The organism is Liquorilactobacillus hordei DSM 19519, assembly GCF_019443985.1.
Lineage (GTDB): Bacteria > Bacillota > Bacilli > Lactobacillales > Lactobacillaceae > Liquorilactobacillus > Liquorilactobacillus hordei.
The window spans coordinates 226608-253564 of record NZ_CP049303.1 but is presented as its reverse complement, the minus strand read 5'-3'; the positions used below and the strand labels follow the sequence as shown (position 1 = coordinate 253564).

At 36.3% G+C, this 26957-nt stretch carries 21 protein-coding genes; 14 read left to right on the top strand and 7 right to left on the bottom strand.

The window, feature by feature from the left end; genetic code table 11:
- The first annotated feature begins 132 nt into the window (after window positions 1–132).
- Window positions 133–663 (top strand): hypothetical protein, encoded by a 531-nt coding sequence (locus G6O70_RS02440; protein ID WP_057870354.1) that lies wholly within the window; start codon window positions 133–135, stop codon window positions 661–663.
- 104 nt (window positions 664–767) lie between these two features.
- On the opposite strand, the gene G6O70_RS02435 is transcribed toward G6O70_RS02440, so the two are convergent.
- The 3 genes from G6O70_RS02435 to G6O70_RS02425 all read right to left on the bottom strand — a co-directional run bounded on the left by G6O70_RS02435 (window position 768) and on the right by G6O70_RS02425 (window position 2814).
- Window positions 768–1010 (bottom strand): hypothetical protein, encoded by a 243-nt coding sequence (locus tag G6O70_RS02435; RefSeq protein WP_057870355.1) that lies wholly within the window; start codon window positions 1008–1010, stop codon window positions 768–770.
- A gap of 425 nt (window positions 1011–1435) precedes the next feature.
- Window positions 1436–1753: an ArsR/SmtB family transcription factor gene (locus G6O70_RS02430; protein WP_057870356.1), complete on the bottom strand. Its 318-nt coding sequence runs from the start codon at window positions 1751–1753 to the stop codon at window positions 1436–1438.
- Between the two features lie 119 nt (window positions 1754–1872).
- Entirely contained in the window at window positions 1873–2814 is a 942-nt protein-coding gene (locus tag G6O70_RS02425; protein WP_057870357.1) for a nucleoside hydrolase, read from the bottom strand.
- A gap of 266 nt (window positions 2815–3080) precedes the next feature.
- Here G6O70_RS02425 and G6O70_RS02420 point away from each other — a divergent pair, with 266 nt between their 5' ends.
- From G6O70_RS02420 to G6O70_RS02405, 4 genes are all read left to right on the top strand, one after another.
- Window positions 3081–4067 (top strand): BMP family lipoprotein, encoded by a 987-nt coding sequence (locus G6O70_RS02420; protein ID WP_187327486.1) that lies wholly within the window; start codon window positions 3081–3083, stop codon window positions 4065–4067.
- A gap of 155 nt (window positions 4068–4222) precedes the next feature.
- Entirely contained in the window at window positions 4223–5746 is a 1524-nt protein-coding gene (locus tag G6O70_RS02415) for an ABC transporter ATP-binding protein (protein ID WP_057870359.1), read from the top strand.
- Between the two features lie 14 nt (window positions 5747–5760).
- Window positions 5761–6843, top strand: coding sequence for an ABC transporter permease (locus G6O70_RS02410; RefSeq protein WP_057870360.1), 1083 nt, complete (start codon window positions 5761–5763; stop codon window positions 6841–6843).
- Entirely contained in the window at window positions 6840–7799 is a 960-nt protein-coding gene (locus G6O70_RS02405) for an ABC transporter permease (RefSeq protein WP_057870361.1), read from the top strand. Before G6O70_RS02410 ends, G6O70_RS02405 begins: the two co-directional genes overlap by 4 nt.
- 109 nt (window positions 7800–7908) lie before the next feature.
- Here G6O70_RS02405 and G6O70_RS02400 read toward each other — a convergent pair whose 3' ends face one another.
- On the bottom strand, window positions 7909–9171 hold the full coding sequence (locus tag G6O70_RS02400; RefSeq protein WP_219934280.1) for an ISL3 family transposase: 1263 nt from the start codon (window positions 9169–9171) through the stop codon (window positions 7909–7911).
- Between the two features lie 609 nt (window positions 9172–9780).
- Between G6O70_RS02400 and gltB the strand changes: the two genes are divergently transcribed.
- From gltB to G6O70_RS02385, 3 genes are all read left to right on the top strand, one after another.
- Entirely contained in the window at window positions 9781–14250 is a 4470-nt protein-coding gene (gltB, locus tag G6O70_RS02395; protein ID WP_057869528.1) for a glutamate synthase large subunit, read from the top strand.
- A 12-nt stretch (window positions 14251–14262) separates the two neighbouring features.
- Complete coding sequence (locus G6O70_RS02390) at window positions 14263–15687, top strand: glutamate synthase subunit beta (protein ID WP_057869527.1); 1425 nt, start codon at window positions 14263–14265, stop codon at window positions 15685–15687.
- A gap of 353 nt (window positions 15688–16040) precedes the next feature.
- Complete coding sequence (locus G6O70_RS02385) at window positions 16041–16463, top strand: YjdF family protein (RefSeq protein WP_057869526.1); 423 nt, start codon at window positions 16041–16043, stop codon at window positions 16461–16463.
- A 133-nt stretch (window positions 16464–16596) separates the two neighbouring features.
- Here G6O70_RS02385 and G6O70_RS02380 read toward each other — a convergent pair whose 3' ends face one another.
- The 3 genes from G6O70_RS02380 to G6O70_RS02370 form a co-directional block, all read right to left on the bottom strand.
- Entirely contained in the window at window positions 16597–17907 is a 1311-nt protein-coding gene (locus G6O70_RS02380) for an amino acid permease (protein WP_373566400.1), read from the bottom strand.
- A 346-nt stretch (window positions 17908–18253) separates the two neighbouring features.
- A complete protein-coding gene (locus tag G6O70_RS02375) occupies window positions 18254–19081 on the bottom strand; it encodes an undecaprenyl-diphosphate phosphatase (protein ID WP_057869524.1) in 828 nt (275 codons plus the stop codon).
- Between the two features lie 460 nt (window positions 19082–19541).
- Window positions 19542–20150: a cadmium resistance transporter gene (locus tag G6O70_RS02370; RefSeq protein ID WP_057869523.1), complete on the bottom strand. Its 609-nt coding sequence runs from the start codon at window positions 20148–20150 to the stop codon at window positions 19542–19544.
- A gap of 100 nt (window positions 20151–20250) precedes the next feature.
- Here G6O70_RS02370 and G6O70_RS02365 point away from each other — a divergent pair, with 100 nt between their 5' ends.
- From G6O70_RS02365 to G6O70_RS02340, 6 genes are all read left to right on the top strand, one after another.
- On the top strand, window positions 20251–20814 hold the full coding sequence (locus G6O70_RS02365; RefSeq protein ID WP_057869522.1) for a cadmium resistance transporter: 564 nt from the start codon (window positions 20251–20253) through the stop codon (window positions 20812–20814).
- 46 nt (window positions 20815–20860) lie between these two features.
- A complete protein-coding gene (locus G6O70_RS02360; protein ID WP_373566399.1) occupies window positions 20861–21196 on the top strand; it encodes an ArsR/SmtB family transcription factor in 336 nt (111 codons plus the stop codon).
- A 246-nt stretch (window positions 21197–21442) separates the two neighbouring features.
- Window positions 21443–23248: a PTS mannitol transporter subunit IICBA gene (locus tag G6O70_RS02355; RefSeq protein ID WP_057869520.1), complete on the top strand. Its 1806-nt coding sequence runs from the start codon at window positions 21443–21445 to the stop codon at window positions 23246–23248.
- Between the two features lie 16 nt (window positions 23249–23264).
- The gene (locus G6O70_RS02350) at window positions 23265–25334 is read left to right on the top strand and encodes a BglG family transcription antiterminator (protein WP_057869519.1); all 2070 of its coding nucleotides are present in this window, start codon (window positions 23265–23267) and stop codon (window positions 25332–25334) included.
- A gap of 8 nt (window positions 25335–25342) precedes the next feature.
- Window positions 25343–25786 (top strand): PTS sugar transporter subunit IIA, encoded by a 444-nt coding sequence (locus tag G6O70_RS02345; protein WP_057869530.1) that lies wholly within the window; start codon window positions 25343–25345, stop codon window positions 25784–25786.
- A complete protein-coding gene (locus tag G6O70_RS02340; RefSeq protein ID WP_057869518.1) occupies window positions 25786–26940 on the top strand; it encodes a mannitol-1-phosphate 5-dehydrogenase in 1155 nt (384 codons plus the stop codon). Before G6O70_RS02345 ends, G6O70_RS02340 begins: the two co-directional genes overlap by 1 nt.
- Window positions 26941–26957 lie beyond the last annotated feature (17 nt).

Sequence of the window (26957 nt, the reverse complement as noted above, 5' to 3'; positions counted from 1 at the left end):
TTCCATGAAATATTTGCGATAAGCTTGGCAATGTTTTTTAGCTTTATGTCTAAAATCAGGTATAATGGATTGACCAATAGAATTCAGAATTGAAAATTATATGTTAAGGCTAAAAATAGGAGAAAAAGCACAATGAAGACACTTTTTCGCAATTTAAAGATATTACTACTCTGTATAGTGGCAATTGCTTTGATTTCATTACTAAGTGCTGCGGTTATCTACTTGTTTGTTGCAGGTATTTCAAATCAATGGATTTGGAGTTCTATCATACTTTTTGTTTTTATCATCGTAACTTGGTTTCTAAAATGGCGTGTTGATTGGAAACACGGTGGAATAATTATTTTAGTAATAACGGCTTTTTTTGGTTCGATGGCTGATATGCGCGGGAACCAAATATACAATGAACCTATCAGATTATTTTATCGAGATCTAGGTAAATTTGAAGTTTTGACCCAGTCCACGACTATCAATGGAACTACAGGTACTAATTACTATTTTAATATTATCAATGCTTCCGGTCATGTTGTTAAGCATATACTAATCGTTGAGGTCATTATTTTTCGTTTTTTTGAATATCTAATTTTATATGCCATAGTCCTGAGTATTTTAGTGCCATTCTTCAAGTTAATTAGAAAAATAGGAAGAAGAATCGATATTGATTGACAGAAATGGTCATGTGAAGTGAATGTGTAATGTTGGTATTTTATGAAGTTATAAAAATGATATACAGAAAATAAGGCCTATTTAATTATTATCTTCTTACATAATTAAAGTTTTGAGTAGTCATGTATGATGATATCAAATTCTATAAGATTGTCGTGTTCATCAGTAATAGGTGAATATTCAAAATAAGCACCGATACTACCAAGAAAGTTCAAAATACTTGTAACTTTTGAAAATTCATTTTCTTTAATGTAAACCTCGTTAGAATAACTTTCATTTAAAATATTTAAGGGCTCAAAGAAACTTTTTAAGTAAAATAGCAGCTTTTTCTTTTTTTCGTCAGTCAATATTTGTCCTCCTAAAGTGCTATGAAATAAGTCTTTCTTCAATATTTTCCCCTTACTTTGAATTGAGTACATTAGAGCTTTTACTTGTGAAACATGTTTATTTGTGATAAATAGAGGGACTAAGTCAAAATTATTTTGACCCAGTCCCAGCTTGAAGAATGTTATCTGTTAATTAGGGGCTGTGCCAAAAGTTAAATTTTGATTTAGCCTCGCTAATTATTCCATATAAACGTGTTCCATAAGTCAAAATTCTCCGTCTAACTTCGAATTACTCATAGCGAATTACCCGCTATATTCGTAATTTCGAGTTAGTACTCAAATTTTCTCGACTTTGTACTGCCTTAAAAAAGTTGGACATGTATAGAGAAAGTAAAATTATTATCCTTTTAGAAAATAGAAGAAGGTACAGAAGTTTTTATAGTAACCTATAAATTTCCTTCACGTACATGTTCACGAACCTGTTCAAAGATGGTAGTGATATGTTGATCAGATAATTCATAATTAATCTTTTGACCGTCACGAATCCCTTTTACTAGCCCAGTTTGGCGTAGAAGTTTTAGCTGATGTGAGATAGCTGATTGAGTTATTCCAATTTCGTCAGCAATTTCATTAACTGTCAACTTCTTGTTAGATAGTAATGAAAGAATTTTATAGCGTGTTTGATCCCCGAATGCTTTAAACAATTGTACACTGCGTTCTAATTCAAGGGTACTTGGTAAATTATGTTCAGAAGATTTTGTCATTTAGTTCACCTTTAGGTAAGAATAAGTTTTATAGAAAAGCTTGATTTGAAGTAATATCAGCTTATTATACCGCAAAATGAATGACATTAAAAAGAACAACATAAGCATTTAAAATGTTTCTAATCAACTTTTTTTGCTAATTCATCAATTAGTGCAAAGAATTTTGTGTTGTCTACATCATATACAAGGTTTGCCTTGCGGCCATTTTCTGTTAAGAAAGTCCGACCATCACTAGGAGTCTTGGTGCTGACATCACATTTGACTTCTTTAGTTTTAACAAGACTTGAATCATAGAAATAGCAAGTTGTTAAAACATCCCAAAGATAATAGGTAGAATAAGTTTCAAAGAGACCTAGTTCAGGAACAAAAGCATAACTGTTACCAATAAAGTCAAGTCCTGGATAACGGCGCTGAGCGGCCCAATGTAAGCGAACTGCTTGAGTTAACGGGACATTATTTGTACTTTCAAGACTAACCAAATCAATTTGGATATCTGAATCAAAAACGGTTTTTACGGCTTCAGGATCCCAGAAAGCATTCCATTCCTGCGTATTGTCAGAATCAGGTTCCTCAACATTTCCTTTTTCTAAAAATGTTCCACCCATCCAGACGAGACGTTTGATTTTTTTTGTAATACTTGAGTCGAGTTCTAATGCTCGAGCTAGATCCGTTAATGGACCAGTAAATACTAAAGTTACTTTATCTGAAGAAGATTGTAATTTATGCAGTAAGTCCAAATGAGCGGGTTCACTAGCTTCGGGAGTTACTATTTTACCGCTCTCGTTGAGAATAGGTAGTGCGTTCTCGGAATATGTCGAAATACGCCATTCCTTGGGAAAGGGATGAACACCGCGAGAGTTTGAGGTTGCTACAGCTAGGTTAACACCATGACCAAAGCGATCTATAATTTTACGACTTGCTTGAACAGAGGGACCAACATAACTGTCCGCATCAACGGCTCCAACCCCAATTAGTTCAGTATTGTCCATTTGTAGAAGTAAGAACAAAGAAATTAAGTCATCGACGCCACCATCATGATTGAAATATACTTTTTCTGACATGTATTATTTAAACCTCCATAAAATGTTTTAATCCAATGCAAAGCGAATTATACATAAAATGATAGCGTTCGTCAAAATAGATGATTATTCATAAGCTAACATCTTATGTTAGAAAATGTTTTGCAAAAAACGAACGTTTGAAAAAAAAAACAGGGAAACATATTGATTTTGAATAACTTAATGTGTATACTCTATTTATTAAGAAAATTAAATTTGGGGGCTGTATTTCAGTGAAAAAAAGAGTCTTAGCAGTATTAGCAGCAACAATGATGGCGGGAGCAATTCTTGTGGGGTGTGGAAATAATTCTTCATCTAGCAAGGGAACAAAACATTCAGCAGCTTTAGTAACTGATGGTGGCGGAATTGATGATAAATCATTTAATCAGTCAGCGTGGGAAGGACTAAAGAGCTGGGGGAAAAGCCACAATCTCCAAAAAGGTATTAATGGTTACAATTATGCTCAATCTACTGATGATTCAGATTTCTTACCAAACATTAACAAGTTAGTCAAAGCAAAATATGCAACGATTTTTGGAATTGGTTATAAACTTGATAATGCTATTACAAAGGCTTCAAAGGCAAATCCTGATGTTAATTTTGCAATTATTGATTCAGTTGTAAGCAATCGTAAGAATGTTGCTTCTGTAACATTTAAGACAGAACAATCTTCATTTCTTGCAGGGGTTGCTGCAGCCAAGACAACAAAGACAAATAAAGTTGGATTTATTGGTGGGATTCAAAGTGATGTTATTACAACATTCGAAAAAGGATTTGAACAAGGTGTTAAAGCTGTAAATCCTGATATTAAAGTTGACGTTAAGTACGCGGGTTCATTTACAAAAGCGGATGTTGGTCAATCTTTAGCAACAGCTATGTATAACAATAATGAAGATGTTGTTTACCAAGCAGCAGGTGGAACTGGTGCAGGTGTTTTCACGGCAGCGAAGAATGTAGCCAAAAATGGTAAAAAAGTATGGGTTATCGGTGTTGATCAAGATCAAAAAGCTGATGGTAAGTACAAAGGTGGAAATGTTACTTTAGCTTCGGCTGTTAAGAAGGTTGGTACAGCTGTTAAGGATCTCTCAAATGATGCAATGAAGAACAAATTCCCCGGTGGAAAAACTGTAACATACGATCTTAAGAGCAATGGTGTTGGACTTGTGAACGATAATATGTCAGCAAGTGCATTGAAAGCAGTTCAATCATATCAAGAAAAAATTGAAAATGGGACAATTAAAGTTAGCCCTAAATAATGAATTAAGGAACGGTTGCAATTAATAGAAATAGTTTGTTACTATAATTAGTAATTGTTCGGACAAAAATGGTGAAGCATTGGGGAGATTACCAATTCTTCACCATTTTAGTGCATAGGTAAGGTGGTCAGATGGTGAACTTTAAGGAGGGGCACATGGAAGATTATGTCGTTGAGATGAGACACATCACCAAGCAGTTTGGTAGCTATAAGGCAAATAATGATATTTCATTACAATTGAGAAAAGGTGAAATTCTAGCACTTTTGGGTGAAAATGGTGCTGGTAAATCAACTTTGATGGGAATGCTTTCAGGTTTATTGGAGCCGACTGAGGGTGAGATATTAATTAATAACAAAGTTGTTAGAATGGACAACCCTAGAGATGCAAAACGACTAGGCATTGGGATGGTTCATCAGCATTTTATGTTAATTCCGGCATTTTCAGTACTAGAAAATATTATTCTTGGTGATGAACCTACAAAAGCAACAAGGATAGATTATAAAAAAGCAGCTAGTGATATCGAAGAATTGGCTGAAAAGTATCATTTAGATATTGATGTGCATGCAAAAGTTCGAGACATTACTGTCGGTATGCAACAAAGAGTCGAAATAATGAAGGCATTATACAGGAAAGCAAATATTTTTATTTTTGATGAACCAACGGCGGCTTTAACACCACAAGAAATTGACCAGTTGATCAAGATTTTACGCGCCCTCGCAGCAGAAGGTAATTCAGTTATTTTTATCACACACAAACTCAAAGAAATTAAAGAAGTTGCGGACCGTTGTGTAGTAATCAGAATGGGAAAAGTTATTGAAACCGTTCAAGTTGCAGAAACAAAAGAAGAAACACTTGCCGAAATGATGGTTGGTCGTAAGGTTAACTTTGCAGTAGAAAAAGAAGAAACTGATAAGTCAAAGACTGTTTTAGCAGTCAATGATTTGAATGTTGAGGCTCATGGATTACCTAAGGTCAAAGATTTGAATCTAACAGTCCACAGCGGAGAAATTGTTGGTGTCGCCGGTGTTGATGGGAATGGTCAAAGTGAACTGATTGAAGCAATTACAGGACTACGCAAAATAAAAAAGGGAACTGTAGAATTAAAAGGCAAATTCTTGCAAAATTTGGGCGCTCGCAAGATCTCAGAGGCGGGGATAGGTTGTATTCCAGAAGATCGGCAAAATGTGGGCTTAATACTTCCTTTTACCATTGCCGAAAATCTTGTTTTAAAAAGCTATCATAAAAAACCCGCTAGTCAGCATGGTTTGTTAAATTATAAGAAAATCAATGAAATTGGTAGACAGCTTATTAAGTCATTTGATATTCGTTCGCAAAGTGAAAAGGAACTTGCGGGGGATCTCTCGGGAGGAAATCAACAAAAAGTAATTGTTGCAAGAGAAATTTCTGCTAATCCAGATCTTTTGATTGCAGCTAATCCAACTCGTGGTGTTGACATTGGAGCTATTGAGTATATACATGAAAAGATTATTGAGCAAAGAAATACGGGACATGCAGTACTTCTAATCAGTTTTGAGCTTGATGAAATCTTAAAACTTTCTGATCGAGTCGTTGTAATGCATGAGGGTCAGATTGTTGGTGAGATTGATCCAAGACATACTTCAAGTGAAGAACTTGGATTAATGATGGCTGGAAAAACACCAATTGGACAAGAAGGATAGAGGAGGAACAGATAGTGCATACTAAATCACTTAAAGGATTGACTATACCTTTGATTTCAGTATTGGCCGGCTTTATAGTTGGTGCGATTTTGATGCTAATCTTTGGATATGATCCAATTCAAAATTACCAAAATCTTTTGATAGGATCTCTTGGCGGAATTTATTCGGTTGGGGAAACTTTGCGAAACATGATTTCTTTAATTTTAACGGCTTTGGGTTTTGCTGTAGCAAGTAAGGCTGGTTTTTTCAATATTGGTGGACCAGGACAATACTTAATTGGCTGGTTTGGCGCAATTGTTTTCACATTGAAGTTTTCACACTTACCCGCAGTTATTTTGATAATTGGTGCACTTTTGTGTGGCGCCTTAGCTGGAGGATTATGGTCCATGATAGCCGGTGTCTTACGGGCGTACTTTGGAACTAGTGAAGTTATTACTACAATTATGTTGAATTATATCGTTTTGTACCTTGTTAATTTTGCAGTAAAGAGTTGGCTTGCTAGCAAAGGTAGTGATTCTTCACCAAATATCACTACTAAAGCAAATCTGAACACTCCTTTTTTACAACATATTACTGATAATTCAACGTTTAATTGGGGTTTCTTTATTGCTTTAGCCGTTGTGGGTTTGGTTTGGTTTTACTTCAAGAAAACTAAATCAGGATTTGAAATTCAAGCAGTTGGTTTAAATGAATCTGCTTCACAATATGCTGGTGTAAATGTGAAGAGAACAATAATTATTGCAATGTTAATCTCTGGTTTATTGGCTGGGCTTGGTGGTGCCATCGATGGTTTAGGTAATTTTGAGAATATCTCAGTTTCTAATAATTTGCCTAATGTTGGTTATAACGGTATGGCAGTAGCCCTGTTAGCAGCTGGGAATCCAATTGGAATTATCTTTGCTGCATTGCTTTTCTCAGCTTTACAAATAGGAGGTTTGAGTATTTCGGTATACTCAAATACTCCAAGTGAAATCGTTGATATAGTTATAGCCTCAATCATCTTCTTCGTAGGTATCAAGTATGCATTCGAATTGATGACTAAAAAGGGTTGGCTAAAACGCAAGAATAAGGTAGTGAAGGGTGGTGCTGAAAAATGAGTTTAACAACTATTTTAATGACAGTCTTTTCAACAACTTTTGTGTATGCAGCACCACTTATCTTCACTGCATTAGGTGGAACTTTCTCTGAAAGAAGTGGTGTCGTTAATGTTGGACTTGAAGGTATGATGATAATTGGTGCTTTTGGAAGTACAGTGTTTAACCTGACTTTTGCAAGTACTTTTGGAAGTCTTACACCGTGGATTTCATTATTTATTGGGGCCTTGTTTGGGTTAGTCTTTTCACTATTGCATGCTGTTGCAACCGTTACTTTTAGAGCTGATCATATTATTAGTGGAACTGTTTTGAATCTTATGGCACCGGCATTAGCAGTGTTTCTGACACGAGTTTTGTATGAGGGCAAAGGGCAAACACCGGTTATCAATCAAAGCATGGGTAATTTTACATTCCCACTCTTATCTAAAATTCCATTTATCGGTAAAGTTTTGTTTACTAATACCTCACTTATAGCTTTTATTGCAATTATTGTTGGGATTTTATGCTGGTATTTCTTTTTTCGCACAAGTTTGGGATTAAGAATGAGATCTGTTGGTGAAAATCCTATGGCGGCTGATACTCTAGGAATTAATGTAGTAAAATATAAGTACATGGGAGTTCTGATTTCTGGATTTATGGGGGGAATTGGTGGTGCTGTCATGGCACAGTCTATTACCTTAAACTTCTCAGCAAGCACGATTTCAGGGCAAGGTTTTATGTCATTAGCAGCTATGATTTTTGGAAAATGGAATCCTTTAGGAGCGACAGGAGCGGCATTATTTTTCGGTTTAGCGCAAAGCTTGCCAATTATCGGTGCCTACATTCCGTTATTATCGCATGTTAATACCGTTTGGTTCCAAATTGCACCATATGCAATAACAATCATTGTTTTGGTAATCTTCTTAGGCAAAGCTGTTGCACCTGCTGCAGACGGAGAGAATTACATCAAAGGAAAGTAAACAGAATCTATGTTTTAAGTTAAATAAGAACTAAGGGGTGGGGCAAAAGCTAAATTTTGCGGCTCTTTGTCAACCGCTGTTGATGGGAAATTTTTAAAAGAAAATCAATTCATTTTCGAATTGGTTTTCTTTTTTTTATTCGAATCGTAAATTCAATTCTAATCCGGGTGTAAAAATGTGACCAGTTTCTATAGCCGTATGCCGTGCGTTTAATTTGTTTGATTTTGCGATTAACACCTTCTAGTGGGCCATTTGAATAGTTGCTTGCCATCATGTTTTTAATTAATGGTAGATATTTGCGATAGGTCTTTATTGTAGTTTCAAGCTGTGGGCTGACTTTGTCAGCTCGATTTAGTGTTTTAATGAACTTTAAATAATCACGCTTTCTTAAGGCATCAACTAGGGAATGCGCAACGAAGTAAGTGTGTTGGTAGGTTGAATCTAACTCAAGACCTTGCCAGACTAATTGTTCTTGGGTGAACCAGTTCTTTAAATGCGCAAACCATTGTGGTTTACGTTGATTTAAGCCAGAATAAGTTTTTAAAAATAAACGCCAGTGATGTTTGAGAACTCGATATTCTCGTGAATTTTGAGTGAATCGATGCATTAACTGTACGCGTGTCTGGTTCAGTGCTTGGAGTCCCATTTGAACTAGATGAAAGTTATCGGCGATAACTTTTGCTTCTGGAAAAATTATGTGAATTACGGATTGATACTGTGCATTGAAATCAATAACTACTTGTTTAACTTTCCTACGTTCAGCTAAGGAATAGTTACTTTCAAAGTGATTTTGGATACTTCGATTAAGGCGATTAGGTAAAACAGAAACTAGCCGATGTGTATCACCATCAATGGCAATAAAACTCATCTGATGACCAGTGGAGCGAAATTCATCAAAACACAACGTAGTTGGTAAGGTAAGCAAGGCGGTCTTAGTCTGAATCGCTAATGAATCAAGTACTCGATTAACTGCCACTGGTGAAACATTTAATTCCTCTGCAATATCAGTAATACTACGATCTTTAGTAAGCTGTAGAATAATCATCTGTTTGGTATCTTCTGAGATTTGACAGTGTGGTTTAACTAGCGACGTTTCAGCACTAAAAGTATGTTGCCCTCTTTTGCACAGATAACGTTGTTTAAGCAGTTTTAAGATAACTGGTCGTTCTTTGATAGGTGGCATCCTGACGTTGATCAAATTAGTTCCAAAACGGACTACTTGGGATTGGCCACAAAGTGGACAGCGCTTTATCGAATAAGTTAATTTGGCATGAATGACTTGTTTCTTGGGATCAGAATTGTCAATACTGATACATTTAATATTTGGGTCTTGGATTTGAAGTATATTTTCGATAGAATAGTCTTGGGACATGTTTTCTCACTTGCCTTTACTTTTACTTTGGTTGGTATGTGGTGGTGCATTTGGGAACTTGTCCTTTTATTGTACATGAAAATTGGGTGTTGATGGAAGTTCATCAACACCCAATATTTTAGAGCCAATTTTGCTCCACCCTTTCTACTTTCTATTTGTTCCATAAGCAAAAATACTCCGTTTAGCTTCTAATTACTCATAACAAATTACTCGTCATGTTCGTAGTTTCGAATTAGTACTCAAATTTTCCGGACTTATGTTACACACTAGGGTTCTTATTTTAATGATAAATTGATGATTTAAGAACATAAGAATTAAAAAGTTAATGATATTAACTATTTTTTTAAAAAAGACCGTAAAATCATGAATAAAATAATAATTGAAGGATAATTGTTCGCTTTTTTATTAAAATAAGGAAAATGAAAAGTATAAATGAACAAAGTAGCTAATAATAATTAACATTTGATGTTGGATTTCTTTTGATTCCAAACAATAGAGGGATTAGTCTTGTGTTTTTATTATTTTATAACTAGAATTAAAAGAACATTAGAGTGTTTAATCGAGATTTTATTTTATTGAAGTCAGATTGTTAGCAAGGTGGGAACAGAGATGGAGAATTTCAATAATACAATGTATAGCCCATCCTTTGAGCATGATGCTTGTGGGATGGGATTTATTACCCAGATTGATGGGAAAGCAAGTCATGAATTAATTGAACGTGCTCTGATTATGTTGAAGAGAATGAATCATCGTGGTGGTACAGGTTCCGAACCAGATACAGGCGATGGAGCAGGGATATTATTTGCGATGCCTGATAATTTTTTTAGAACATATGCTAATAAGAAAAAAATAAATTTACCAGCCTTTGGTGAATATGCCGTGGGGATGTTCTTTCTACCACAAAAGCAAAGTGAAAAAGAAGCAATGTTCTCATCTATTGAAGATGAAGTTAGCGATGCAGGCTTTCGTGTTATTGGAGCAAGAGACGTTCCATACGTATACGAAAGTTGTGGACCAACAGCACAAAAGACAATGCCAGGTTTTGAGCAGATAATCATTGGAAAGCCTTTTGATATTGCTCCAGGAAGAGAATATGAAGATGCCCTTTTTCGTTTGCGCAGGCATCTTGAGAAGACATTTTCTGCTGAGGAATTTGCAATTGTGAGTTTGTCCAGTAAAACAATTTGTTACAAGGGAATGTTGCATGCGTATCAAGTGGGAGAATTTTTCCCAGATTTACATGATGAATCTATGGAATCTGCAATTGCGTTGATTCACTCACGTTTTTCTACTAATACTTTCCCAAGCTGGGAACGTGCGCAACCATTTAGATTTATTGCACACAACGGTGAGATTAATACCCTGAAGAGGGCCGAGAACTGGATGGTGAGTCACAATATAGAAATATACAATGACGAAGACTCTGATTCAGCTAAGCTAGAAAATTGTATGGAGCATCTGTACCGAAATGGGAGAGATATTCCACAGATTTTATTAATGATGGTCCCAGAGGCTTGGGGTAAAGATGCACATGTGTCCGCAAAGCAGGCAGCATTCGATGAATATAACGCTGGGTTTGTTGCTCCATGGGATGGCCCGGCGGCACTTTGCTTCACTGATGGTGTTCAAGTTGGGGCAGCATTGGATCGAAATGGGTTACGGCCCTCAAGGTACAACCTTGTAAAGGGGAATTTTCTGGTAGTTGCTTCTGAATCAGGAGTTTATGATGTTGCTCCAGAGGATATTATTGAAAAGGGAATTCTAGGTCCAGCTGACATGATTTTGGTAGATACTGATCAGGGTAAATTTTACAGAACTGCTGAGATTAAGGAGAAATATTCAAGTAGTCAACCATATGCTAAATGGCTTAAGGACGAGCAATTAACACTTGATGATCTATCTGAAGCAGATGTTGATGAAAACATCTCAGAAAATGCATTACGAACTTTATGGAGACGCCACGGATATACTGAAGACATGATTCGTGATGCGCTGATTCCGATGGCTCAAAAAGGTGAAGAACCGGTTATTTCAATGGGATATGATTCTCCATTGGCTGTGTTAAGTAAGAAACCGCAATCACTATTTACCTATTTTAAACAGCAATTTGCACAAGTTACTAACCCACCGATTGATGCAATCAGGGAGAAATTAGTTATTGGAACTGAAATGTTTCTAGGTGCAGATGGTGATATTACAAAAGATGTCCCTTTAAATGCAAAGAAGATTAAGCTTGACTCACCAATTCTAAATACGAAAGCATATGAGAAACTAAGACATATAAATGGAAAAAATGGATTCAAAGCTGCTGTTGTAACAATTTGTTATGATATTACGCCACGACCTAACCGGTTGGAACAAGCATTAGATGATATGTTCAAGGATGCCGAATCACAGATACAACAAGGTGCAAATTTATTAATTTTGAGTGATCGTGGTGCAACAAGAGAACAGTTGATTATTCCTGTATTATTGGCAGTCTCCGGCCTGAATAATTATTTGGTACGTAAAGGAAAAAGAGAATTGGCATCAATTATTGTTGATACAGGTGAAGCTTGCGAGATTCATCATTTTGCGACATTACTTGGATATGGTGCATCTGCCATCCATCCATATGGTGCTTATGCAACCTTACTTTCTTACAATCTTGGGGATAAGCTTGAAAGTTATCGAAAAGCTGCTGAGAAGGGAATTGTTAAGGTTATGAGTAGAATGGGAATTTCTACTATTATAGGTTATCAGGGAGCGCAATTATTTGAGGCTGTGGGACTCTCAGAGAAGGTAGTGGGTAAGTATTTTACAGGAACTGAAAGTCGAATTGGCGGTTTGACTTTAAACCAGATTGAAGAGGAGTATCTAGTAAGATACCGTAAAGCATTTAACACCAGAGCAATTGAAGACTTGCCTTCAGGTGGAAGCTTCAAGTATCGTCGCGATGGTGAACATCATCTGTATAATCCTATGACAATGTATAAGTTTCAACAGGCTGTCCGTACTGGAGACTATGAGATTTATAAGGAATATGTTGAAGATGTGCGAAAAGAAGAACAGGATTCACCAACAACACTTCGTTCTCTCTGGGAAATTACAGGAACGCACGGAGCGGTACCATTGTCTGAGGTTGAGCCGGTCAGTCAAATTGTGAAAAGATTTAAGGCAGGGGCAATGAGTTTTGGATCGCTTTCTAAGGAAGCTCATGAATGCATTGCACAGGCCATGAATGAATTGAATGCTAAGAGCAATAGTGGCGAAGGTGGAGAGAATCGTGCTAGGTTCAAACCACAGCCTGATGGAAGGAATCTTAATAGTAAGATTAAACAGGTTGCATCAGCAAGATTTGGTGTGAATGCTGAGTATTTGATGAGTGCTGAAGAACTGCAAATCAAAGTTGCGCAAGGTGCAAAACCTGGTGAAGGTGGACAACTTCCCGGGACTAAGAACTTTCCCTGGGTTGCAGAAATTCGAGGTTCTGTTCCTGGAGTGCGCCTGATTTCACCGCCACCGCACCATGATATTTATTCAATTGAGGACTTGAAACAGTTGATTCATGACTTGAAGCAGATTAATCCTTTCGCAAAGGTAACAGTTAAACTCGTATCAAGTACGGGTGTGGGGACCATTGCGACAGGTGTTGTTAAATCTGGAGCGGATAAGGTAACTATTAGTGGATATGATGGAGGAACAGGTGCTGCTCCGCGTAATTCTGTCAGGGATGCGGGACTTCCATGGGAAATGGGGTTGGCAGAGGCTCATCAAACACTTGCTTTGAATAATCTGAGACAGCGAACAACAATTGAAACAGATGGGAAATTAATGACGGGCCGTGATGTTGCAATTGCAATTATGCTTGGTGCTGAAGAGTTTAGCTTTGCTTCATTGGTTCTAGTATCTATAGGATGTATTATGATGCGTGTATGTAGTCTTAATACTTGCCCAACGGGGATCGCAACGCAGAATCCGGGATTACGTAAGTTATTTATTGGTAAGCCTGAACATGTCAAGAATTGCATGAAATTCATTGCACAAGATTTGCGTGAAGAAATGGCATCGTTGGGTTATCGCACAGTTGATGAATTAGTTGGTCATACTGAAAATATTACTCCACGTTTTATTGCTAAAGGAAAAGCAAAGTCACTTGATTTCTCTAGAATTTTAAGTACATCTGTTGGAATTGAACGAAAATCAGCTGATCCATTTGTCCCTAAGTATCAATGGCCAGAACTGAATGCCTTTGCTGAAATGGCCTTGGCAAGCAAACAACCAGTAGTTGTTAAGCAACCAATTAATAATCGAATGCGGACTGTTGGAGCAAGGATGGGTGGTTGGATTGCACAACGTTTTGGTAATGAAGGATTGCCTGCGGGTCAATTAAAGTTTGAATATACTGGTGTAGCTGGTCAAAGCTTTGGTGCATTCATTACTCGCGGATTAGAACTAGATTTAACTGGAGAGGCAAATGATTATGTCGGCAAAGGGTTAAGTGGTGGAAGATTGGTAGTTCGTGCACCAAAAGTTGCACAACAACTCTATAGTAATGCCCCAATTGTTGGGAATGTTGCATGTTTTGGTGCGACTGCCGGTGAGGCATTCTTTAATGGCCGAGCAGGAGAGCGTTTTTGTGTCAGAAATTCGGGTGCACATGTGGTTGCTGAAGGTATTGGTGATCATGGTTGTGAGTACATGACAAACGGAATTGCAATGATTCTAGGATCAACCGGTAGAAACTTTGGTGCGGGGATGTCTGGTGGAGTTGCATATGTATATGATCCTGCAGGTAGCTTTCCACAACAATGTAATTTAGAAATGATTGAATTATTTGAGATTGATAATGAACAAGATAGAAAAGTTGTTAAAGACTTGTTACGTAAGCACTTTAGGTATACTGATTCACAAAAAGCAAAGTTTATACTTGATAATTGGGAGTTAGAAGCAGGAAATTTTGTAAAAGTATATCCTAAAGAGTTCAGACATATCAATGAAATTATGGCTAAATATGCAAGTGAAAATGTAACAGAAGAAGAGTTGAAACAAAAAGCGTTTGATGAAATTGTTGGTGTTCAGCCGACTATCATGAAGTAAGGAGGAGACAAGATGGCAGATCCGTTTGGTTTTTTGAAGTACCCACGAGTGGATAATCCTACACGTTCTGTAGAAGAACGAATAAAAGATTTTGCAGAGATGCAGAGTTCACTTAGTGATGAAGAACGGCGTAAACAAGCTGCTCGTTGTATGAATTGCGGAGTTCCACATTGTCACGCTGGTTTCTTCTATGCTGGTGGTAAGGCTGTTAGTGGATGTCCTAACGATAACCTAATTCCAGAATGGAATGATTTAGTGTATCGTAGTGAGGATAAACGTGCTTTTGAACGATTAACTAAAACCAATCCTCTTCCTGAATTTACAGGAAGGGTGTGTCCGGCTCCTTGTGAGGCTGCTTGTAATGAGGCACTTCATGGTAAGGGTGTCACAATCAAAGATAATGAGAAGTTTATTATTGAACAGGGATTCAAGTTTAATTGGGTCAAAGAAAGTGGAATGCCGCTTCATAGAAATGGTATCAAAATTGCGATTGTTGGCAGTGGCCCAACGGGTTTATCAGCTGCATGGCAACTCAACAAATATGGCTATGATGTAACAGTCTTTGAAAGAGATGATTATCCAGGTGGACTGGCAATGTATGGTATTCCTAATATGAAACTTCCTAAGAATATTGTTGCCCGAAGAATTCGAGTAATGAAAGATGTTGGGATAAAATTTGTTGTGAACACCAATGTTGGGGTTGATATTACTGCTGACGAACTCAAGGAGAGTTATTCTAGGGTGCTACTAACTGTTGGTGCGCGCCAAGCTCGTGACATAGATGGTGAAGGGCGTGAATTAGAAGGGATTATGCAGGCACTTGATTATCTTACGTTAGCTACAAAAGAAGTTTTGCAAGACGGAGTAGCAGCAAGTCAGAAACTAGCTGGCAAAAAAGTTCTGATTGTCGGTGGTGGTGATACTGCAACTGACTGCATTGCGACTGCTGTAAGACAGGGAGCAACAGATATTAAGCAGTTGGAAATTAGCCGACAACCACCTCTGAAGAGACGAGCAAGTAATCCTTGGCCAGAATGGCCGATTGTTTCAAAGAAGGGTTATGGACAAAAAGAAGCGGATAGTGTAATTAATGAAGATTTGACTATCTATGAAACAACTGCAATTGGTTTTAAGGGGAGAGGCGGCAAGTTAAAAAAAGCTGTTATAAGCAAAGCACGATTGTACAAACCAGTTCCTGGGACTGAAAAGGAATTGGATGCAGATTTTGTGGTGATTGCCCTAGGATTTACTGGTGCAGAACAGTCAGTGATTGATGCATTTGATATTACTGAAATGAACAAGGACTTTACGACAGACCAAGAAAGAGTTTATGTAGCTGGAGATGCTCGTCGGGGTGCAAGCCTTGTAATTTGGGGTATCTATGAAGGTCGGATGGCCGCTGATATGATTGACCAATCTTGCCAGGTTAAGGTGTAAGAGCTATGGGTTTCATGTGAAACAAAGATTAGTGTAAATGAGAGTGTAAGTGTAATGTAAATCAAAAAAATTTAAGTTAGATGAAGAATTTGAACTTATGAAACTCGTTTATTAGTAATGATTAGAGAGGAGCAGATCAAAAACAAAATTTTGATTTGGTTCTTTTTGTACTGTTTTGAAAATTAACTGATGGACGAATAAATAGTATCAGAATTAAGAATGATTTCGTGTTAAAATAAAAATAGAAAGTAAAAACACGGTTCGGTTGGTAGTCCGGACATAGCGATTCGGCTATCAGTAACCTGCCTCCTTGGTTGTCCACCTTTCTTAATTAATTTTAAGGAGGATGCTTAATGTTAACGATTAAAAGTTCATTAACCATTATATTTGACCCACCGTTTTATAAGGCTATTTTTGAGAGACGTTATGCTTCAGTTTATGAGGTTGGACAAGTGACCTTAGGAACTTCAGAACCTAAATTAACCTATATCTATACTCTGGTTACTAATCATTGGTCAAGAGTGGTTTTCTTTCGGCAAAATACTTCAGATTCTCTTGTTCTAGAAAAGAGAATTAGTCCTAAGCGACTTCAACGTTTGGCTAGAAAGAGTGTTAAAAAGGGTGTAGGTACAAAGGCACAGCTTGCACTACAGAAACAAGTAGAGATTCGAAAGATTAAAGAAAAGCAAATAAAGCAGGCCAATAGAGAAGAAAAAGAAGTACTTGTTTTTGAAATGCGACAAGCAAAGAAAAAGCAAAAACATAAGGGTCATTAAGCAATTTATCGCTAATTATTAATGACTTGTTGGAAATACACATACAAAAAAAGATCTCAGACTAAAAACTGAGATCTTTTTTATACATAATTATCCTCAACTTAGATTTTACGAAGTAACGCAACTTTTTAAGTTATATTCGCTTACGATTACTCATTGAAATAAGACTGTATAAAACGACTATCCAAATAATGGCTCCAACTGCTCCTGGAATATCCGCAGGAATTAGGAACAAACTAAGAAAAACCAAAACAAAGAAGATAATAGTAGTGGTGCTTGTAATTTTATAGGCAGGCATAAGAAATCCCTCTGCTAAAAAGTCATTAGAGGAACGATACTTGCGGTGTGCTAGTAAAGCTAGAATATAAACAATAATGTAGAGGTCACTAGAGGCACCTGTAACAATCGTGAAAGCTTCACTGATTCCCTTTAAAATACTCATCAAAGGTGCAATCAGTACTAAGATGGCCGAGACAATGATGGCTCTTGCTGGAACTCCATTTTTGGAAATGCGGGCGAAGTGCTTGTTTAGTCGGCCTTGCTTGGGTGCTTCAAGTGCTAGCTGATAAAAATGGCGGCCAGCAGAAAAGATGGAACTATTTAGAGCAGATGCGGCGGCTGTTAAAACAACGAAGTTAATAATAGCTGCTGCTGCCGGAATTCCTGCTAGTTGATAAACTTGCACAAAAGGACTTTTTTCAGCAGTTAGTGCATGCCAAGGGATAATACCCATAATCACTATAAGTGCGCCAATATAAAAAAGTAAGATTCGGATAAGTGTTTCGTTGACTGCTTTGCGAATAATAGAATGTGGTGATTTGACTTCACCGATAGTGATGCTGATGAATTCTATTCCTTGAAAAGCAAAGAAAACCATCGGAAAAGCAGTAATAAAGTTAAAAACTCCTTTAGGAAACAACTGATAATTCTTGAATATATTGTTAAGACTGGCATGACCTAACGGGGTTTGAGCATTTGTAGAGATCATGAAAATACCTGTAATAATAAGCGCAACAATTGCAATAATCTTAATCATAGCAAACCAGAATTCTGCTTCTCCAAAGAAACGAACTGCAATTAAATTGATTGAAACTAGAACGATTAAGAAAATTAGTTCAATAAGCCATGCAGAAAAATTAGGAAACCAGTACTTCACATAAGTACCAACAGCTGTCAGTTCAGCTGTTGAAAGAAAAATTAGGCCCAGCCAATATGTCCAGCCTGCAAGACTTCCAAGTGTATCACCTAAATAACGTGAGATGAATGCAACAAAAGTGTGTTGCGTGGGATCAGAATAAAACATTTCACCAATGGCGCGCATCATGAAAAAGAAGAATACACCTAAAATTAGATAGACCCATAAAACTGAAGGACCTGTTTTATAAATAGTAGAGCCAGCACCTAAAAATAGACCAGTTCCGATAGTTCCTCCAATAGCAATCATTTGTACGTGACGATTGCTTAGTGATCGATGCGTTCCGTCTTCATTTATTTCTGTTTTCTTAACGATTATGAAATACCTCCTTATATACATTCACTATCTAGTTTATAATTTTTTTTGATTATAGTAAAATTCATCATGCTCATTTAAAAATGATTTAATTTCATTTAACCTGAAATAATGTTGTTATTTGAGTCAAATGATGGAGATATGTTCCTTTTTATTAATGCTTTTAAAGGTAGCGGAAACAAGTTTATCCAAAATGAACAGAGAGGCTAAGCCAAAATAAATTTTGGTTTAGCCTCTCTGGTTTTAATTTTTAAAATCTATCATGCAATCTTCTACATTATTAATGGAAAATAAGGAAGTATCCAATCACAATAATACCTAAGACAATTCGGTACCAGCCAAAGATCTTGAAGTCCTTGGTCTTGATGTAGTTAAGCAAGAATCTGATAGAAACATATGCTACAACGAATGAAACAATAACACCAACTGCAAGGATAATTCCTTGGAGCCCGGCTAAACTTCCGCCATGACTAAAATACTTATAAAGTTTAAGCAAGGAGGCACCGAACATTGTTGGGATAGCTAAGAAGAATGAGAATTCTGCAGCTACGTAACGAGATGTTCCGACCATAATACCGCCTAAAATAGTAGAACCTGAACGAGATGTTCCAGGAATTAATGAAAGAACTTGGAACAAACCAATAATAATCGCTGTTTTGTACGATAAAGTGTTTAAGTCTGAGAACTTTGGTTGAATGTGTGCATTATGATTTTCAATCACAATGAAGAGAATACCATAAAAAATCAGTGCAATTGAGACAACCAGCCAGTTCATCAGATGCGAATCCATCCAATCATTCAATGGCAAACCGATGATTATCGAAGGAATAACTGCAATAATAACTTTCTTCCATAAAGTCCAAGTTTGCTTTTTTTCAAGTGAGTTTTTTTGCGATGCCCATGGATTCAGTTTGTTGAAGTAAATAACAACGACTGCCATTATGGCTCCCAACTGGATTACAACATTGAACATATCTACAAAAGCTTTTGACTGTTCCATTTTAATGAATTCATCGACCAAAACTAAGTGTCCTGTAGAACTGATTGGCAAGAATTCTGTAATACCTTCAACTATTCCAAGAATAATTGATTTTATAATGTCAAACATAACAACTTCTCCTTCATAACTAACAAGTTTTCATACTTCACTATGATACTTCATTTTAGGTAGATAAACAATTTAGGGAATGGTTAAGAATTGTTATCTGAATTTAAAAATGAGTGATTTGTATGAGATTAATATCACTATTTAGAATTATAAGTAAATATATATTGTATATACTTGGGTTAAACAAATAGGTATCTATTGTAACCAAATTTAGGTGACATGCTATTCACTAGTACACCACCTAAACTGAGAATTTTTAATTTCTAACCACCAAAATTTATTTATAACTTAGCTAACATGTTATTCAATATAAATAAATATCCCCCAAAACTAGATGACATTTTCCTGCATTGGATACACTTAATCTGAGATTGGTTTATCCACTTACTAAGACATACCTTTCCTACTATAATTTTAGCTTTGCGTAGTTATTTCAATTAAAGATAGTTCTAAATGCAAATCAAAAATAAGAGGGGAAAAAGTGTGTTAACGTTCCGCTTTCCCATAGTATATATACACTTAATCCAGAATATATAACCCCCGTGAGATAGCGACTATATTTTTCAAGAAATTCCGCTAGAACTGGGATTCTAGTCAAAAGAAAACCAATATAACAAAATAGGCTAAGCATAAATAAAAAGGTAATTAGTATTACAACTATGTCAGAGACTGCATTTTGAGCAAATAGAGGAACATAAATTCCAATATTATCAGCCCCACAAGTAGTAATTGTGATTATGGCTACATTCAAAATGATACTCGCATTTTTAGTAAGTCCTTTTTGAATTGCCTCCTCCTCATCATTCTCTCCAAAAACAAGTAACTTTATTCCCATAATAATAGGTATTACTCCTAATAATCCTAGTATCCAGGTCTGTGGAACAAGCCTTAGTACATAAGCAATAAATAAACTAGTGGTTACTAAAACTCCTGTGCCTAATAGATCTCCTACAAAGACTGGCCAACGTTGCTTCTTACCTGTAGAGCTAAAAATAAGCATCAGAATAACTAAATAATCAATACTCGTAGAAATGTACGCGGTAGCTGCGGTTAAAATAGTTGAAAGCATTATAATCCTCCTAAATCTATCTTGCATATATCAATATAAAGTGTATTATATATGTTAATATCAACATATGTCAATATAAACATTTGAGGAGAGAGCTTTTATGAATTATTTTATTTTAGGTCTAACATTTATTAGTGTTAATTTAGACTTTTTCTTTATGCTAATTTTTTTACTGAAGAAGTTCGAGTTGATGAAGGTTTTGCTAGGTTATTTGCTGGGAACTTTAATTCTACTGACAATCAGTTACTTTATGGGGAGGATTTTATCAGCCTTTGTACCGGAATGGGTTTTAGGTGTATTAGGCATATTACCAATTTATATGGCACTTCATGATGATGACGACGATGAGAAAGTCACTGCTCATAAATCACAAATTTTAAGTGTATTAATTACTTATCTATCAGTCTGTGCAGGAAGTAATTTGTCAATTTTTTTACCAGTACTTGTTGGAGAAGAACTAACTAGTTTTTTAATTACACTAATATTTATCGGTTCATTGACAGTTTTGACAGTTTTTTTGATAAAATTAGTATCAGATATTCCAATCGTATCGGAAATTATGGAATCTCATGGAGAAAAGCTCATGAAAGTCTGTTACATATTGATCGGTCTATATGTATTTTGGGATAGTGGTTTAATTAATCATTTAATAGCGTTATTTTAATTTTAGAGTTACAGAAGTGTTCTTATAAGAAAGGATGATGACTTCATTGAATGAAAAAAACAATTTTAAATTAATTGATAGTCAACATTTAGTAGAAGCAAAGAAAATTTTTAAATTATTAAGTAATCCTAATAGATTACAAATGTTAAAAATTCTTGAAACTGATGAATTGAATGTAAATGAAATTGTTAGTTTGTTGAATTTAGAACAATCAGTTGTTTCTCATCAGCTAGCAATTCTGAAAAAACATCAGCTAGTAAGCTCTGAGAAAAGAGGGAAGTCTAATTATTATCAATTGGATGATCCACATATTTTAGACGTTGTAAATGAGATGCTGGATCACGTAGATCACGTTATCAGAGGAAAAAAACATGGCGAATAACAGAGCTCTTACAAAAAAATTTCATTGGTGAGAATAAATATAAAAATAAGAGTTTGACTGAACAGATGAAGGTGTCTCTCAAAGTGTAAAAGAAAAGCGATTGATTGAGGGAGTAGGATGACAGACTACATGTGAAAACCTTAACTTAAGTTGGCACAAGTTTCTGTGACTTAATGGCATTTACTTTATCTTGAAAACGCTTGCAGGAAGAAAGTAAAATAAAGATGTAAAAAGGAGGGAATTTTAATGGAAATGAAGAAATCAAAAAGTTCGCTTAAGGCTAAGATTCAGAGACTAGGAACCACTCTTAGTGGAATGATTATGCCTAACATAGCGGCAATTATTGCTTGGGGGTTAATAACAGCGCTTTTTATGGCGGCTGGGTGGATTCCTAACAAGCAAATAGCAACATTAATTAGTCCAATGCTTAATTATATGATCCCGCTTTTAATTGCATACGTTGGTGGTAGAATGGTTTATGAAGAGCGTGGCGCAGTTGTGGGGGCAATCGCAGTTATGGGTGTGATTGTTGGTTCAAGTGTACCAATGTTCTTAGGAGCTATGATTATGGGACCACTTGGTGGTTGGAGTATTAAAAAGTTTGATCAATTATTCCAAGATAAAATCAAGTCTGGTTTTGAAATGATTTACAACAACTTCTCAAGTGGAATTTTAGGGATGATATTAGCAATTTTTGGTGTTTTTGTAGTTAATCCACTTGTGACTGCTGGAAGTAACTTCATGAGTAAGGGTGTAGATTGGATTATTTCTATTCACATGTTACCCCTTGCAAATATTTTCATTGAACCTGCGAAAATCTTGTTTTTAAATAATGCGATTGGAAATGGAATCTTAGTACCTTTAGGTATCCAACAGGCTTCTCAATCAGGAAAGTCAGTTTTGTTCCTTCTGGAATCTAATCCAGGACCTGGGATTGGAATCTTGTTAGCATTTATGATTTTTGGTAAGGGAACTGCGAAGGCATCTGCTCCTGGAGCTGCAATTATTCAGTTCTTTGGCGGAATTCATGAGATTTATTTCCCATATATTCTGATGAAACCAGCATTAGTTTTTGCGGCTATTGCAGGTGGTATAAGCGGAACATTCACTTTCCAACTTTTAGGCACAGGGTTAAAAGCAGCTGCTTCTCCTGGCTCAATCATTGCCATCTTATTAATGACTCCAAAGGGCAATTATTTGAAGATTTTGATCGGGGTTTTGGTTGCAGCAATTGTGTCATTTATTGTTGCGTCCGTAATATTAAAAGCTGATAAGACAATGACTGATGATGATGATCTTGAAGCACGTCAACGTCAAATGGATGCAATGAAGTCTGAATCAAAGGGTGGATCCTCAGCAATTACAGACGGGCAAAGTGCTACAGAACAAGTCAAGAAATATGAAGATGTTGAAAAAATTATTTTTGCATGTGATGCTGGGATGGGTTCATCTGCAATGGGGGCTTCCTTGTTGAGAGATAAGGTTAAGAAGGCTGGTATTACGGATATTCCTGTTACAAATACTGCAATTAGTCGTCTAAAAGATGAAAATGGTTTACTCGTTATTACGCAAGAAGAATTAGCAGAAAGAGCATTGCAAAAGACACCTGGAGCAATGCACATCTCAGTTGATAACTTCTTGAGCAGTCCTAAATACGATGAAGTCGTTCTTAACTTAAAGGTTTTGAACCAGATTTCGCCAAGTGAAGAAAAGAAAGATGTTGTTGCTGAAGATGCAAATGATGAACTAGGTTTGCAGAATATAGATTTTTCAGTACTTAAAGAAGTTGATTTTATTCACCATGATCAGCGCATAGGTTCAGCTACGATGGCAACATCAATGTTCAAAGACCGTTTAAAGAAGGCGGGTAGGAAGACACCAGTTAAAAATATTGGAATAGATGAACTTGAAGATAGTAAGGAACGTTTAGTTATTGTAACAAAGGAAGCAGAAAAGAACCTTAAGTTAAGATATACAAATGTTCAGATTTTAAGTGTTTCTAATTTGCTTGAAGCTGACGAATATGATGCGGTTGTAGCACATTTAAAGTAAAAAGGATGATGTAGCCTTGATTTTGTTGTCAGAGCGCCAGAAAAAAATTCTACAAAAGCTATGTAAAAGCGATGAGGGTGTTTCGATGTCTGCGATTGAAGATTCACTGGTAATCAGTAGAAGAACTGTATACCGTGAATTTTCAGAATTGAAGTTATACCTTTCACAACATGGTTTGAGTATCGAAAGTAATGATGGACGTTACTGGCTGAATGGATCAGACGAAAATCGCAAGAAGTTAATGAGTGAATTAAACGATCAGGTTGAGGAGGTTACATTATCAAGTAGCCAAAGGCAAGCAGCAGTTGTATGTATGCTCTTGCTTGGAACTGAACCAATTAAGATATTTTCATTAGCCATTACATTAGGAGTCAGTGAGAATACGATACAAAGAGATTTGAAAGGTATTGCAAAGGCTTTGGAAGAGTATGGGATAGAAATTGATGCAAAGAAATCTGTAGGTGTTCAGATCACAGGTGAAGAAGTGCAAAAACGCCTGATCCTATGTGGAATTCTCACAAATGAGATCAATGAATACGAATTCTTTGACTACTTGAATTCTACTGATGAAAAACCGGCCAAAAGCTTTTTCCTGAATTTGTTACCGCGAGAAATTTTATTTGAATGTGTTGCAGCTCTTAAAGAAGCAATGATCGAGCACCATACAAAGTCTGATATCCAAGAAGTTCAATGGGTGTTGTTGGTTGCAATATCAATACTACGAATGAAGACAACGGTTATCAAAAGTTATTCTGCAACAAAGCAACAAGGAATATTTAAATATCGGCAGAAAGTCTTAGTAATACTAGATAAATTTGGAAGTGAGATAAAAGGGAAGATAACATCTGGAGAAATTGATTTTTTGGCAGTTCAGCTGAAGGGTCTTGATTATCATTTTTCAACTGAGAATTGGTCAGATGATTATGACTTACAAGCATCATACGATGTCAAAGAATTGATTAAGTGGGTCTCAGATGCATTTGGATGGAACTTTGGTCGTGACCGTGATTTATTTGAGAGACTTAGCAAACATATTACCCTGTTACTGAAAAGCGATACACTTAAGTTGCCGAATACAAGGATTGAAACACTTGAAAATGTTAGTCAGCAATATCAAGAACTATATAAGGCAATTCAAGGAGCTTTAAAGAAAGCATTTCCTGAAGTTACCTTTACGACGATGGAAGAACAACTGATATTGCTATATTTTGCGAATAGCTATACAAGTGATTCAAAGATACAGAAAATGAAGACTTTGATTGTTTGTCCTAATGGAATTGGAACAGCAAGTATCTTGAAGAGTCGCTTACAAAGAGAAATAGCTGAGATTCATGCGGTAAAAATAGCAAAAGTTTCGGAGCTCAATAATGTTGATCTTAGTCAGTATGACCTAATCTTATCGACCGTGAGTCTTCCTGGCTTCGGATGGAACTACTTGGTAGTAAGTCCACTGTTACTGGATGAAGAGGTGCAACAAGTTAAATCTTTAATCAGAAAGCTTGGCGGACGTCGCGAGTATGTAGCAGAGCAAAATAAGAAGTTGACAGATGCGGTATATGACAACGGGCATGAAACATTGACGTTATTGGCACAAAAAGTGAAAGAGGCAAATCAGCTTGTAGATTCGGTTGAAGTTTCCAAGGTTGATAGTAACGGTGATTTAGAAAGTACGTTGGATTTAATACTTGAATCAATTTCAAAAAAGATTACAAGTAAAAAAGAAGAAGTAAAAGTAGAGCTCTTGAAGAGAATACGAATGGCTCCAGTTGGAATTCCACGGGCAACAATTGCTTTGATTCATGCCACAAGTTCCAATGTGAAAACCCCCTTTTTTAATATTTATGACCTTACAAAACCGATTGATATGTTGGCGATGGATCAGGCACCTATTAAGGTAAGTAGGATACTTTTGATGTTGGGACCAACCCCGATGACAGATTTTCAAAATATCTTGATGGGGACTGTCAGTGGAGCAATCGTAATGAGTAATTTTACGACGGGGATTTTTGAAAAGGGAAATCAGGAACAAGTTCGTGATTTGATAGCTACTCAATTTCTGGAACAAATTGAAATGAAAGGAAAGTGATGATGAAAATGGATCTAGAGAAAGGTATGATTAGGCTCAATCAGCACGTAGCAACTAAAGAAGAAGCAATTCGACTTGCAGGAAAACTACTTGTAGATAGTGGAGATGTGGAACCTGAATATGTAGAATCAATGATTGCTAGAAATGATGATGTTTCAACATATATGGGGAACTTTATTGCAATTCCTCATGGAACTGAAGATGGAAAGAAATTCATTAAGAAAACTGGAATTTCTGTTGTTCAAATTCCAATGGGAGTTGATTTTTCAGAGGATAGTCAGAATGAAAATGTTGTAACTGTAGTTTTTGGGATAGCAGGCTTAAATGGAGAACATTTAAACTTATTATCACAGATAGCACTTTTTTGTAGCGATGTTAATAATGTTGTAAAGCTTGCGGATGCGCAGTCGGAACAAGAAATTATAAACTTGTTGAAAGAGGTCGATAAATAATGAAAGCAGTACATTTTGGAGCAGGTAATATTGGTCGTGGATTTATTGGAGAAACACTTGCAGCTAATGGATTTGAAATTAAGTTTGTTGATGTCAATGAGAAAATCATTGATGCATTAAACGAGAAAAAAAGCTATACAATTCAGTTAGCCGATGAATCTCAAAAAGAGATTACAGTAACTAATGTTAGTGGAATTAACAATGCTAAGAATCCAGAAAAGGTTGTACAAGCAATTGCTGATGCTGATATTGTGACAACGGCAATAGGGCCAAAGATTCTGAAGTTTATTGCACCTCTGATAGCTGATGGAATTGTTGCTAGAAAAGCTGCAGGTAGTCAGAATAAAGTCGATGTAATTGCCTGTGAGAATATGATTGGTGGAAGTCAGAATCTGAAGAAAGAAGTATACACACACTTAGCTGATGAAGATCAGAAGTATGCTGATGAGATGATTGGATTCCCTAATGCAGCTGTTGACCGGATTGTTCCTTTACAAAAGCATGAAGATCCATTGTTTGTATCAGTTGAACCATTTAAAGAATGGGTTGTTGATGAACATCAGATGAAAGCACCTGAAATAAAACTAGAAAGTGTTGAATATGCACCTGACTTGGAACCATATATTGAACGTAAGTTGTTCTCTGTAAATACAGGTCACGCAACAGTTGCATATACTGGCAAATATAAAGGATACACAGATATTGGCTCAGCAATCGTTGATGAGCAAGTTCTCGAACAGTTAAAACGAGTTTTAAAAGAGACCGGTGATTTGTTGATTGCAAAATGGAACTTTGATCGTGAAAGTCATGAAGCATACCAACGCAAGATAATTGGCAGATTTGAGAACAAGTATCTATCTGATGATATTGCGAGAGTTGGAAGAACACCAATTCGTAAATTAGGATATGACGAACGATTCATTCGACCAATTCGTGAAGCAAAAGGTAGAGGATTATCATATGAAGCATTACTAGAAACTGTTGGGATGATTTATACTTTTGATGAGCCTAATGATACTGAAAGTCAAGAATTGAAGAAATTAATTGCAGATAAACCAATCGAGGAAGTTGTGAAGGAAACAACGGGATTGGATGATCATGAATTGGTAACACAGATTGTTAGTTCTTATCAAAAGGCACTTGCTAATAAATAACGAGATCCCTTTCTTAA

Bases quoted from the DNA above. Each gene is read 5' to 3' on its own strand.
- G6O70_RS02400 (WP_219934280.1), bottom strand. From the start codon at position 9,171: ATGTCCCAAGACTATTCTATCGAAAATATACTTCAAATCCAAGACCCA.
- gltB (WP_057869528.1), top strand. From the start codon at position 9,781: ATGGAGAATTTCAATAATACAATGTATAGCCCATCCTTTGAGCATGAT.
- G6O70_RS02440 (WP_057870354.1), top strand. From the start codon at position 133: ATGAAGACACTTTTTCGCAATTTAAAGATATTACTACTCTGTATAGTG.
- G6O70_RS02340 (WP_057869518.1), top strand. From the start codon at position 25,786: ATGAAAGCAGTACATTTTGGAGCAGGTAATATTGGTCGTGGATTTATT.
- G6O70_RS02415 (WP_057870359.1), top strand. From the start codon at position 4,223: ATGGAAGATTATGTCGTTGAGATGAGACACATCACCAAGCAGTTTGGT.
- G6O70_RS02375 (WP_057869524.1), bottom strand. From the start codon at position 19,081: ATGTTTGACATTATAAAATCAATTATTCTTGGAATAGTTGAAGGTATT.
- G6O70_RS02370 (WP_057869523.1), bottom strand. From the start codon at position 20,150: ATGCTTTCAACTATTTTAACCGCAGCTACCGCGTACATTTCTACGAGT.
- G6O70_RS02425 (WP_057870357.1), bottom strand. From the start codon at position 2,814: ATGTCAGAAAAAGTATATTTCAATCATGATGGTGGCGTCGATGACTTA.
- G6O70_RS02385 (WP_057869526.1), top strand. From the start codon at position 16,041: ATGTTAACGATTAAAAGTTCATTAACCATTATATTTGACCCACCGTTT.
- G6O70_RS02380 (WP_373566400.1), bottom strand. From the start codon at position 17,907: ATGATTGCTATTGGAGGAACTATCGGAACTGGTCTATTTTTAGGTGCT.
- G6O70_RS02365 (WP_057869522.1), top strand. From the start codon at position 20,251: ATGAATTATTTTATTTTAGGTCTAACATTTATTAGTGTTAATTTAGAC.
- G6O70_RS02430 (WP_057870356.1), bottom strand. From the start codon at position 1,753: ATGACAAAATCTTCTGAACATAATTTACCAAGTACCCTTGAATTAGAA.
- G6O70_RS02390 (WP_057869527.1), top strand. From the start codon at position 14,263: ATGGCAGATCCGTTTGGTTTTTTGAAGTACCCACGAGTGGATAATCCT.
- G6O70_RS02405 (WP_057870361.1), top strand. From the start codon at position 6,840: ATGAGTTTAACAACTATTTTAATGACAGTCTTTTCAACAACTTTTGTG.
- G6O70_RS02345 (WP_057869530.1), top strand. From the start codon at position 25,343: ATGGATCTAGAGAAAGGTATGATTAGGCTCAATCAGCACGTAGCAACT.
- G6O70_RS02355 (WP_057869520.1), top strand. From the start codon at position 21,443: ATGGAAATGAAGAAATCAAAAAGTTCGCTTAAGGCTAAGATTCAGAGA.
- G6O70_RS02420 (WP_187327486.1), top strand. From the start codon at position 3,081: ATGATGGCGGGAGCAATTCTTGTGGGGTGTGGAAATAATTCTTCATCT.